An 11,534-nucleotide genomic window follows, 5' to 3' on the forward strand; every position below is an offset into this window, starting at 1 on the left:
GTTTTTAACTCGACCTCAACTTGTGATTTTTTTATAATTTCCTTATTCAAGGAGGAAAGAGAAATGAAGAAATTACTTGCCCTGACCCTGGGCGCCTGTTTGGCTCTGGGCTTAGGCGGCTGTGCGAATACGCCGGCTGAAAAAACACCGGAACCTCAACCTGAATCCGGCAACGAACAGTTTGATATCGTCATCGTCGGCGCAGGCGGAGCCGGCCTGGCGGCCGCGGTCGAGGCGCACGAACAAGGTGCAGACAACATTCTGGTCTTAGAGAAGATGTCCTTTGCGGGCGGAAGCACCACGATGGCTTTCGGCGGCTTTAACTGTACGAACTCCCGGTTTATGGACGAACAGGGAAAAGAAGAAACACCGGTCATGTTGGTGGATAAAATCATCAAGAACGGCGCCGGCTTTGCGGATGTGGATATGGCAGGCGTCATCGCCATTGAAACGCCGAAAGTCATCGAATGGCTGGACGGCTTCGGATCGGAATGGGGAAAGATCCGCTACGCTGATCTGCATTGCCCAACTGACGGCACCATTCCCGGTGTGGAATTAGTCCGTGTTTTAAAAGAACAAGCCGAGAAAAACGGCATTGAAATCCGCTACAACAGTCCGGCTGTCGATCTGACAACAGATGAACACGGACGGGTTAACGGCGTGCAGGTCAAAGACGCCCATGGTGAATATACGATTGATGCCCAAGCTGTCATTCTGGCGACCGGCGGTTATGAAAGCAATCCGGAAATGATCGCCAACTATGACAATCCTGGACTGGCCAACATTCATTTAGCTCCAAGTCAGGGCAATATGGGCGATGGTATCGTTATGGCGGAAAAACTGGGAGCGGAACTGGTCAACATGGATCTGATTCAGCTGTCCTGTGCAGTTGCGCCGTTCTCCATCCAGATGCAGCTGCCGATCAAAAACAACGGCGTCGTCTTCGTCAACAAGGAAGGCAAGCGCTTCACCAATGAATACAGCGAAGCCAGTTCAGATCGCCGGATTACTGAAGATATCCTGAAACAAACGGATGCGGAATGCTTCGGTGTTTATAATGAAACGATATACCAGACATTCATGGCGATTGAAGAGAAGGATTTCTTCGATGAATACCGGATGACTGGCATCGATAACAGCGGCACGGTGATCCAAGCGGATACGCTGGAAGAACTGGCTGAAAAGATGGGTGTGGATCAGGAAGCATTCCTGGCCACGATGAGCAGCTTAAAGACAGACGGCATCGGCAATGAAGAAGTTGTCAAGCTGGCTGATACCTACAAATCGGGCCCTTACTATGCCGTGAACTTAACGCCGGGCGTTATGGACACGCTGGGCGGTGTCAGAGCCGACACAACCGGACGTGTTCTCAACCAGGAAGGCAAGCCGATTAAGGGTCTGTATGCTGCCGGGGAAGTCATCGGTAATGTTCAGGGTGCTTATTATTCTGTTGGTCTGGGTGAAGCCGTCGTCTTCGGCCGGCTCTCTGCCCGCAATGCGATCGAATACATTCAGGACCGCCAAGGCTTAACCGAACACGTTCCATTTGACCGCACTCCGGTCCAGTCAGAAGGTTCAGAAACCGTCAAAGGCAGCTTCACAGACGGTACTTATACCGGCGAAGGTCAGGGCAATAACGGACCGATTAAGGTTGAAGTCATCGTTAAAGACGGAAGCATCACTGAAATCAACGTTTTAGAACAGGCTGAAACAGCGAATATCTATGCCGGGGCTGCAGAACAGTTCATTCCAGAGCTGATCAGAACGCAGAATCTGGATCTTGATGCCGTTTCCGGCGCTACCAATTCCAGCAATGGCATCCGGGAAGCCGTCAAGAACGCGCTGGGACAATAACCAGCGGAACACTCAATTCAAAATAAGATATATCCAAGCAGAAAGGAAGCGCCGGAATTAGGGTTTCCTTTCTTTTGCTTCCCGTCTGAGCAGAATAAGAAAATAAGCGGCATCGACAACTCAAAAGATTGTTTTGAGCTTTTACGCTTCTCCTTGATTGATTCCGCGGTGAAACGATGCTCCGCCTTTTCAGACGCTTTGGCTTCCTGACTTTGATTGGACCATCAGGAATTGTTTGAAAGAGGTATACTCTAAAATCCTTTATTGATATAATTAGAAGTAATCGTGGTATGGGGATGGTTTTTCCTTCGCTTTTTAAGCCGCGGCATTTCTTTTACAGAACGGAAGATGATGATGACCTATTCAAACAGTAAAACCAAGCAGCGAATTTTAGACGTTGCCGTTACCTATTTCACCTTGTATGGTTATGAAGGTACCAATCTTGAAGACATTGGCAAAGCCCTGGGCTTATCCCGGGGTCCGCTTTATTATTATTTTAAGAATAAAAATGATCTTTATCTGGCCGCTATCCGATATCAGATGGAAATTTCCTCACAGGATCTGCAGCGGATTTATGCGGAAGACCTGGATGTTTTCAGCAAAATCTGCCGGGATCTGACCTACTGTACCTCCTATCGGAAGATTAACCGGGATACCGATCATAACACCGGCGAAGGGCCGACGCTGGAAGAAATTGCGAAATACAGCAGGCACTTGTTCTCCCTGCGCAAAACGGCTTTAACAACAGCTCAGGCACAGAATATCATCCGTCCGGATGCCAACCTCAATGAAATGACAAGCTTTATCTATCTGTATTACTATGGGATTCAGGGCTTCAATCATGAAAACGAGCTGTATCACATGCTGGACTTTAACCCCAACGAGCAGGCCATGGAAATCTTCCGGGAGACGTTCATTGCCAAATACGCGGTGAACCCTGAGAAATGGCTCAAAAAGGAAACTTGACGATCAAAATAAAACCTCCGTCGCTGTGGCGGAGGTTTTATACGTACTGATCCTCGGTAAAGGAATAATTGTTTTCAGGCAGCCGCTCGCAGCATAAAAAGCTCCCGAAAATACCGCTCAGCCGCGGTTATAATCCAGACCGCTGAGCGCTGAGCTTATTGATTCAGAATAATCTCCACCCATTGCCGGCCGGCAGCTTCTGCTTCTTCCAGCTGCTTTGGTGATGGCTTAAACCGGACTTTGAATGCCGGCATAACCTGGATTCGCAGCTGTTTCAGGCGTTCTTCCAGGTGCGCAAAGGCTTCGCCGCTCCAGCCATAGCTGCCAAAAACCGCGGCATACTTGCCGCCGTGAATCACCGGATTCATCAATGACAGAACAGCCCATACCGGCGGCAGGGCTTCCGCCAGAATCGTCGGCGATCCCAGCAAAAATCCTCGCGCGTTTTCAATCTTTTCCACAACTTCGGCAACGGATGTCTGTGTCAGTTCAACCAGCTCAGCCTGCCAGCCGGCACTTTCGATTCCGCGGGCTGCCGCCTGCGCCAGCTGTTCGGTATATCCATAGGCGCTGACATAAGCCAAAATCAGTTTGTTTTCCAGCTGCGGTTCTGCATTCCATTTTCGATACTGCGCAAACATTTCCGGCAGCCTGCAGTCCAAGATCGGCCCATGACCCGGACAAATCATGTTCAGTTTCAGAGGTTCAACTTTATCCAGCGCCTTCTGCATAAACGGCCGGAACGGCTTTAAAATATGATCATAATAATACTTTAATGCCCGCTCATAGCCATTGTGATCCTGAACTTCGCTCAGCCGCAGCCCCTCAAACGCATAATGCGCTCCGAAGGAATCACAGGTAAAGAGAATTCCATCTTCCTGAACCCAGGTATACATGGTATCCGGCCAATGCAGATTCGGGACGATCATAAACTGCAATGTTTTTCCACCCAGGTCCAATGTCTGCCCCTCTTTCACCGCCAGCGCTTTAAAGTCACGGTTGACGATCTCTTTCAAAAACTGCAGCGCCGCCGGACTGCCGATCACGGTCAGATTCGGATTGATCGCCAAACATTTTTCGATCGAACCGGCATGATCCGGTTCTGTATGATTCACGATTAAATAATCGACGTCACAAAGCGAAACTACCTTCTCAATCTTCTGTTGAAATTCTTCAAAGAAAGGAAGTTTTACCGTTTCGATCAAGGCGTTTTTTTCCGTTCCCTTCAAAAGATAAGAATTATAAGTCGTTCCAAATTCAGTTTCCATAATGATATCAAAAACCTTCAGCTGGGCATCCTGAACCCCTGTCCAGATTAAATCCTGCGTTAACTGTTCGTTGACTGTCATCTTCATCACTCCTTTATTCATTTTTCCCATTCCCTTAGAAATTAACAGGAAACTTTTTTCAGCAGATTCATCATAATCAAAACGATCCTTGATTTCTATTGTAATGCTCATATCAAGCATGAAAGGAGCAGAGTAAGCCGGACTGATCCTGTTTTTCAGAAGAAACGATTCCGTTTCAGGATCATTTACGCTGCTTTCTCACTTTTCTTACGGGTCCTGATTTATCCTGATTTAATTATGATTACGAACAATTATAGACCTTTTTCGCGCAATCTGCCATGAAATCCGGATTGATTCCGATAACGAATCGTGCTATATTGTAGATAGATTTTGAGGCTATAACTATAATTTCACATGGGGAAGGATAGTTAATGTCCATCCGCATGGGTTTTTTATTATAGTGGCATAGGAGGACAGTTCATGGTCACAGGAAAAGTAAAATGGTTTAATGCAGAAAAAGGCTACGGATTCATTACCACCGATGAAGGGAAAGATGTTTTCGTTCATTATTCCGCGATTCAGATCGACGGTTTTAAAACGCTGGATGACGGCGATGCCGTCAGCTTTGAAGTCGTACAGAGCGACCGCGGCGAACAGGCTGCGAATGTCTGCAAGCTTTAATTTCACTGACAAAGCGACAAAAGCACTCCTGTGAGTGCTTTTTCTTTACTCGGGCAGAGTGTTTTTAAGGCTCTGCCTGATCCTTCTTTCTAATCCAATTTCCTAAGCTGCCGCATAAATGAAACAGGCGACATTCACTTCCGCCTTTTGCTTCATCCAATAGCACTCTACCGGAAACGGAAGTTCCTGGGTATCCAATTCCAACGTATCATTCTGACGGTCCTGAACAAACAGCCACAGCGCATCCGGGTAATCCTTCGGTTTTGTCCCCTTCAGCAGATGTTCCAGCTCAGCACTGAGCTTTCTTTCCTTCTTCACTTTAACAAATTCCAGTCCCTGATTCTGATCCAGCCGCTGCTTGTGCAGAACCAGCTGACTGATCATCTTCACGAGCCATTCCCCATTCCAGGGCTCCATCAGTCCCTTTTGAATTTTCCAGCAGGGATAGCCGGAAATCGTCTGCGGGGAAAGGATCAGGACAGGCTCTTTAAACGATGCGGCAAGCTGCGGACTGATCGCCGCAGAGGAGCAGAGAATCGTCTGATCCCAGGTTTCTTTGGAAAGGGCAGTGTCTATAATTTGGATGTATTCAATGATAAGCTCACCCGTCTGATGACGGATGCGGTGAACCTGATCCTCGGCCTGCGGATCAAACGGGTCACATTGCAGGATTCTGATTTTCATTGTGGTCTATCCTCCGATTCTGTTTTCAGTGTATGAATCAGTCTCGAAAAATATGTGTTCCTTTCCTGCCTTTCAAAGTGAAAAAAAGGGTCCGCAGTGGGATCCTTTCAATCAGAGAAATTAATAGTTTGCTTTTTCAACTTCAAAGAAGGATTTAGCATAGCCGCACAGCGGGCACAGACCCGGAGCGTTCTTGCCGACCATGGTATAGCCGCAGATCTGGCATTTCCACATGACGTCTTCTTCTTTCTTGAAGACTTTGTCTTCCTTGACATTGCTTAACAGAGCCAGGTAACGTTCTTCATGGCGCTTTTCGATCTTCGCAACCATATCCATCTGTGCTGCGATCTTATTGAAGCCTTCTTCGCGGGCAACTTTGGCGAATTCTGCATACATATCCGTCCATTCATAGTTTTCACCATTGGCCGCATCCTGCAGATTGACGTCAGTTGTCGGGATCTGATCACCATGCAGAGCCTTGAACCACAGCATCGCATGTTCCTGTTCGTTGCGGGCGGTTTCCTCAAAGATGTTGGCGATCTGTTCCATGCCTTCAGCACGAGCCTTCATCGCATAGTAAGTGTACTTGTTGCGAGCCTGAGATTCTCCGGCAAAAGCGCTCATTAAGTTCTGTTCAGTTCTTGATCCTTTTAATTCCATTGTTCTTTACCTCTTTCTTTCTCTTTTTCCTGTTTGTCTTTACACTCGTTGCAGCAGCCTTCCAACGAAATATTCAGATCTTCCACGCTGACGCCCATCTGGTCTTCAACCTGGCGGATCATCTGCTCCTCCACGGAGAATGAAACGTCGAAATACCGCTTACAGTATCGACAATAGAAGTGATGATGTTTTTTCGGATTTCCATCGTACATGAATCCGGTGCTGCGGTCCTGAAACTTCTGTATTTCGCCCATTTCCGTCAACAGATTCAAGTTGCGGTAGACGGTCGCGATCCCGATGGAGGGATCCGCCTGCTTCACTTTTTGATAAACCTGATCGGCGTTCAAGTGAATTCCTTCTCCGCGCATCACATCCAAGATCAGCTGGCGTTGCCTTGAATTCCTGCGAATCATCATCTCACCTCCTAATAACGATAACTGTTATCATTATAGCATAAGTTTTTAGATCGTCAAGAGGTCTACCGACATTTTAATCCGAATTTTTTCATTATTGAGCTTCCGCTTTTCCTGTGGAGGATCGCAGCGGATCTTATGGCAGGCGCAAAAGAAAACGGGATAGGCTTCCCGCTTTCTTTCCTTAATGAACGTAATAGACCTGACGGACAGATTTGCCGAAGTACGGGCTTTCCGGATCATACCATTCCGGACGTGTGCTGCCCTCTTTGTTATAGGACCACTGCAGTGAATTCACTACGTATTCAGTCGGATCAATTTCAATCCAGTCATTGACTTCCAACAGTTTGGCGATGATCGTCGGCTGCTTTTCGCCCATCGCAGCCCAGCCTTCAGCACCATAGAGCGTTTCCAGATATAACGCCGCTGCTTTCTGTGCTTCTTCCGAGGCTGGATCCATCAGCTTCGCCGTGCCTTTGATCTGAACGCCGTAGGAGTTGAAATAATCATTTTTATAGGCAATGTATTCTTCTTCCGGAATCTGCTTGTACCAGTACAGCACAACCTTCGGATTCTTTGCGATATGCACGCATTTTTCAGTGCCTTTTTCACTGGAAGCATAGAGCTTCATCGTCTGAGGATCCAGAACAAATTCGACCGAGGACAACCCTGGCTCATTATTGTAGGAGGTAGCGATTTGATACATTTCACGATAAGCATAGATGGTCTGACCTGCTTCATCGGTTTTTAACGGCCAGCCCCGCAGATAATCCAGAGCCAGTTCGCGGATTTCCGGCTGACTCAGCTGCTGACTTTCATCAATGGCTACCGAAGCTGTCGTCAACGCATCTTCCATTTTGATATAACCGTTGGCTTCCGGATTCTTAACCCAGCCTTCCGCTTCCAACTCCGCATCGGTTTTCTGAGCCGGAGCTGTGCTGCAGCCTGCCAGAAGCAAAGCTGCCAAAAACAACATTCCTAATTTCTTCATTATTCTTCCCTCTTTCTATGTTCTTATCATGTCATATTGTTTATTTTCACACAAGATTCCAATCAGACCGACTAGGATAAAATTCAGAACTTCGATATAATAATTTAAAGGAGAATCCAGCCAATGAAATACCGCAATTTATTAATACCTGATCAAAGCTGTTCGGATTCTGTTTCCTCTGTTCTGCAGAAATATCAATATCAGATTTTCGCTTACCGGCATACTTTTCAGAACCGTGTTCGCCAGTTGTCCAATGTCCTGATTCCTCATATCAAGCTGGCGGTGATCCGGCAGGGAGAATGCTCCGTCACCATTCAAGGTCAGACCTTTCATGCCGGGCCTGGCGATTTATTCCTGATTCCGCCTTATCTGCTTCACAGCGCTCAGTTCATCACGGATTCATTAGAAACTTATGAGCTGCTTTTTCAAGTCAGCGGTCTGTTCAATCAGGAGCAATGGCTGACCTTATTTCACCATCAGCTCTGGTTTAAGCAGCTGATTGATGAGCCGACTTTTGAGCTGATCCGTTATTGGATTGACAACGCGGAAAAACAGAATGCCGGTTATGTTTTAGGTCTTCAACATTTAATCAGCCTGCTTGCGGTCATGATGCTCAAAAATAATCAAGGCCCCTTTATCTCAGCCAGCGCAGACAGCGCCATGCTTTCCACCGCAGAGAAATTTTTATATGAACTGGAAAAATCCGATGAAGCGCTAAGCGTTCAGGATTATTGCGACCGCCTGCATGTTTCTCAAAGTTATCTGTGCCGCTGTACGCTGGCTATCATTCAGCTGTCACCGCAGTCCTTAATTATTCAGCATCGGTTATACCGCTCACTGACGCTGCTTGCCGATCCGGATTTATCAGTCCGGCAGATATCAGAACAGCTGCATTATCTGCATCCCAGTTATTTTTCCAAACAGTTTAAGGCGACGTTTTCCCTGACGCCCAATGCGTATCGGAGAATATACTATCGAAAACCTTAACGGATACCCAAACTAGACCGCTGCGCAGCAAAAGCATTACCATCATCAAATTCAGCTGCAAGAAAACGAACTTAGATCTGCGGAAATGAAGCATAAAAGACCGCGGGAATGATCTCTTTCACAGGCGGCAAACACGGAAAGACCAAAGCAGAAGACAAGCATAAACGGGCTGTCATTCATTATTCAACGTAATTTTTGTTATAAATCACCATTTTTCATCGTAAAAAGTGTTATATTCTATCTAAATATCGTTGTATTTTATGTAATTCTGCGGTATTCTGATCCTATACTCAGATAAGGGAGAGGTGTACATGTACCGAACTGCGATTGAAAAATTAATAAAATGGAAAGCCAGTCCGCGCCGGAAGCCCTTAATTATTGAAGGGGCACGGCAGGTAGGGAAAACTTGGCTGATGAAGGAGTTTGGCAAACAAGCCTATGCAGATACCGTATATATTAACTTTGATTCAAATTCCAGAATGGCGGAACTGTTTGCTTCGGATTTAGATACAGATCGTTTAATATTGGGCTTGGAATTGTATTCAGGCCGCAAAATTGACCCAAACAACACGCTGCTGATTTTTGATGAAGTCCAGGAAGTTCCGCATGCTCTGGCCTCGCTCAAATATTTCTGCGAAAACGCTCCCCAATATCATATAATCTGCGCAGGTTCCCTGCTTGGAATCGCTTTGCATGAAGGTACGTCTTTTCCGGTTGGCAAAGTCAATTTTTTAAAGCTTTATCCTCTCACTTTTAAGGAGTTCCTGATGGCTACCGGCAAGCAGCGCTTTTCCGAACTTCTTGACAGTCATGATTTTCAGATGATAACAAGTTTTAAACAAACCTATATCGATGCCTTAAAGCACTATTTCTTTGTGGGAGGTATGCCTGAGGCTGTACAAAGCTTTGCGGAAAACAAAGATTTCAATGAAGTTCGTGAAATACAAAAGGGAATTCTTGAAGCTTATGAACAAGATTTCTCCAAGCATGCCCCCAACGTTATTGTTCCAAAGATTCGTATGTTATGGAACAGTATACCTTCTCAGCTTGCGAAAGAAAACAAAAAATTTATCTACGGTCTTATTCGTGAAGGCGCCCGTGCCAAAGAATATGAAGAGGCCTTGATGTGGCTCTGCGACTGCGGTCTTGTCCATAAGATCAGCCGGGTAAATACTGCAGGCATCCCTTTGAAAGCTTACGAAGACTTAAAGGCCTTCAAGCTGTTCGTCGTTGATGTTGGTTTACTTGGATGCCTGGTTGGACTTCACCCGCACACTTTGCTGGACGGCAATGATCTCTTTATTGAGTTCAAGGGCGCCCTTACTGAACAGTATGTTTGCCAGCAGCTTAAAACCCTTGAAGATTTAGGCATTTACTATTACACCAATGACAGAGGCTCCTGTGAGATTGATTTCGTAGTGGATACGGGTGAACAAATCATTCCGGTTGAAGTTAAGGCTGAGGTCAATCTTAAAGCTAAAAGTCTGAAATTTTACCATGAGAAATTTTCTCCGGAAATCTCTGTCCGGACATCCATGGCTGATTTCAAAAAAGAAGATTGGCTAATTAATCTGCCGCTGTACCAAATAGAACAAATAACACGGATTGGGGAGGAAAAATAAAATGGCGGATATTAAATTATTCAATATAAGCGGAAAGGTCAAAGAATATCAGAGCAGTACAGTCAACCTGGAAAAGGAATTGCAAACTGTAATTGAAAATAATATGAGTGCTTTTTTCGGCGTTACGTTCCTTGCCTCCGAATATCGGACAACAGACGGCGGCCGCATGGACAGCATTGGAATAGATGAAAATCACTGCCCCGTTATCTTCGAGTATAAGCGGTCGATGAAAGAAAATGTTATTAATCAGGGTCTGTTTTATTTAAACTGGCTGCTGGATCATAAGGATAGCTTTAAAGTTCTTGTTATAAATAAACTTGGCTTAACTTTCGCTGACAAGATTGATTGGACAATGCCGCGTGTCATTTGTATTGCAAGTGATTTTACAAAATATGATGAATCCGCAATTAAACAGATGAATCGCAATATCAGCCTGATCCGTTATAAAAAGTTTGGTAAAGACCTACTGATGTTTGAGCAAATCAATGAAAATATCGCTTCGGTCATTCACGAGGAGAATGCAGTTAACAAGCCGAAATCCACAGATAAAACCTTTGAGGAACAGATTGCCGGAGCGGATAAAGAAATTAAACTGCTTTATCAGGATTTATCCAACTACATTTTAAGTCTTGGAGATGATATCAACGAATCTCATCTGAAACTGTATGCGGCATTCAAGAAAATTCGTAATATTGTTACGGTGGTTGCTTTGAAAAAGAAACTGGTTATCAATCTTCCTCTTGATGTGAATACAGTGACTTTCGAGGAAGGCTTTTCCCGCGATGTTACCAATATTGGTCATTGGGGCTGCGGTGCAGTTGAATTGCATTTGAAAAATAAAGCTGACTTCGAAAAAGCGAAAACGCTGATTGATCGTGCCTATAACGAAAATTGAGTATAGAAAGAAAATACGCGAATAAGCCTCTAAAAATAATAGAAAAAACGGGTATCCCTTGTTATGATTAAGGTAACAAAGACCAAAAGAAAGAGGTGATCCCATGAATCCGATTTTCGATTTTCTTGTTCATCTGATGATTCTGTTTCTGGATCGTACCGCCAGGTCCCCATCCTTGCCGCGGCCGCTGCGGGCAGCGGGTCTTTTCCTTACCTCGCTGGTATTTCTTTTTCTGATCGGTTTTTCAGGATGGCTGGGTTTTCAGGCTTGGATGGCTTTGCAGCGCCAGTCCATGACCACCGCCGTATTTCTAACGCTTTTCACAGTGGGACTTGTGGGTTTCTGCATTCTGTTGTTAAGAAGCCTGCAAACCGCACTGCGCCAGACCGCAAAGTAAGCGTCAGACTTTGCATTTCCTTTGTCACGCTGAAGAAGCAAATTTTATCAAGAGTGATCGAACAGCCGTCCCCTTAAGCCCTGCATTTATTAAGC

At 45.6% G+C, this 11,534-nt stretch carries 12 protein-coding genes and 1 pseudogene; 8 read left to right on the forward strand and 5 right to left on the reverse strand.

What is annotated here, in order from left to right:
- Positions 1 to 63: 63 nt before the first annotated feature.
- Together MCG46_RS18660 and MCG46_RS18665 are read left to right on the forward strand one after the other, a co-directional pair.
- Entirely contained in the window at positions 64 to 1,854 is a 1,791-nt protein-coding gene (locus tag MCG46_RS18660) for an FAD-dependent oxidoreductase (protein WP_240281319.1), read from the forward strand.
- A gap of 354 nt (positions 1,855 to 2,208) precedes the next feature.
- A complete protein-coding gene (locus MCG46_RS18665; RefSeq protein ID WP_240281320.1) occupies positions 2,209 to 2,820 on the forward strand; it encodes a TetR/AcrR family transcriptional regulator in 612 nt (203 codons plus the stop codon).
- Between the two features lie 155 nt (positions 2,821 to 2,975).
- Here the strand turns inward: MCG46_RS18665 and MCG46_RS18670 are convergent, their stop codons facing one another.
- The gene (locus MCG46_RS18670) at positions 2,976 to 4,169 is read right to left on the reverse strand and encodes an FprA family A-type flavoprotein (RefSeq protein WP_240281321.1); all 1,194 of its coding nucleotides are present in this window, start codon (positions 4,167 to 4,169) and stop codon (positions 2,976 to 2,978) included.
- Between the two features lie 420 nt (positions 4,170 to 4,589).
- Here MCG46_RS18670 and MCG46_RS18675 point away from each other — a divergent pair, with 420 nt between their 5' ends.
- Positions 4,590 to 4,790 (forward strand): cold-shock protein, encoded by a 201-nt coding sequence (locus MCG46_RS18675; protein WP_020225884.1) that lies wholly within the window; start codon positions 4,590 to 4,592, stop codon positions 4,788 to 4,790.
- Positions 4,791 to 4,892: 102 nt separating this feature from the next.
- On the opposite strand, the gene MCG46_RS18680 is transcribed toward MCG46_RS18675, so the two are convergent.
- The 4 genes from MCG46_RS18680 to MCG46_RS18695 all read right to left on the reverse strand — a co-directional run bounded on the left by MCG46_RS18680 (position 4,893) and on the right by MCG46_RS18695 (position 7,538).
- Positions 4,893 to 5,474: a hypothetical protein gene (locus tag MCG46_RS18680; RefSeq protein WP_240281322.1), complete on the reverse strand. Its 582-nt coding sequence runs from the start codon at positions 5,472 to 5,474 to the stop codon at positions 4,893 to 4,895.
- A gap of 120 nt (positions 5,475 to 5,594) precedes the next feature.
- Complete coding sequence (gene rbr / locus MCG46_RS18685; protein WP_020225882.1) at positions 5,595 to 6,134, reverse strand: rubrerythrin; 540 nt, start codon at positions 6,132 to 6,134, stop codon at positions 5,595 to 5,597.
- Positions 6,125 to 6,547 carry a Fur family transcriptional regulator gene (locus MCG46_RS18690; RefSeq protein WP_020225881.1) on the reverse strand — a complete coding sequence of 141 codons (423 nt, stop codon included), beginning with the start codon at positions 6,545 to 6,547 and terminating at the stop codon, positions 6,125 to 6,127. The genes rbr and MCG46_RS18690 overlap by 10 nt, the downstream gene beginning before the upstream one ends.
- Positions 6,548 to 6,731: 184 nt before the next feature.
- Positions 6,732 to 7,538, reverse strand: coding sequence for a pyridoxamine 5'-phosphate oxidase family protein (locus MCG46_RS18695; protein ID WP_240281323.1), 807 nt, complete (start codon positions 7,536 to 7,538; stop codon positions 6,732 to 6,734).
- 123 nt (positions 7,539 to 7,661) lie between these two features.
- Between MCG46_RS18695 and MCG46_RS18700 the strand changes: the two genes are divergently transcribed.
- From MCG46_RS18700 to MCG46_RS18720, 5 genes and pseudogenes are all read left to right on the forward strand, one after another.
- Positions 7,662 to 8,525 (forward strand): helix-turn-helix transcriptional regulator, encoded by an 864-nt coding sequence (locus MCG46_RS18700; protein WP_240281324.1) that lies wholly within the window; start codon positions 7,662 to 7,664, stop codon positions 8,523 to 8,525.
- Positions 8,526 to 8,836: 311 nt separating this feature from the next.
- Positions 8,837 to 9,280: pseudogene (locus MCG46_RS18705) on the forward strand (ATP-binding protein); the annotation flags it as partial.
- Positions 9,281 to 9,292: 12 nt separating this feature from the next.
- Positions 9,293 to 10,147 carry an ATP-binding protein gene (locus MCG46_RS18710; RefSeq protein ID WP_240281467.1) on the forward strand — a complete coding sequence of 285 codons (855 nt, stop codon included), beginning with the start codon at positions 9,293 to 9,295 and terminating at the stop codon, positions 10,145 to 10,147.
- A 79-nt stretch (positions 10,148 to 10,226) separates the two neighbouring features.
- Positions 10,227 to 11,042, forward strand: coding sequence for a DUF5655 domain-containing protein (locus MCG46_RS18715; protein ID WP_240281325.1), 816 nt, complete (start codon positions 10,227 to 10,229; stop codon positions 11,040 to 11,042).
- Between the two features lie 103 nt (positions 11,043 to 11,145).
- Positions 11,146 to 11,439 carry a hypothetical protein gene (locus MCG46_RS18720; RefSeq protein ID WP_240281326.1) on the forward strand — a complete coding sequence of 98 codons (294 nt, stop codon included), beginning with the start codon at positions 11,146 to 11,148 and terminating at the stop codon, positions 11,437 to 11,439.
- Positions 11,440 to 11,534 lie beyond the last annotated feature (95 nt).

Source organism: Holdemania massiliensis (assembly GCF_022440805.1).
GTDB lineage: Bacteria > Bacillota_I > Bacilli_A > Erysipelotrichales > Erysipelotrichaceae > Holdemania > Holdemania massiliensis_A.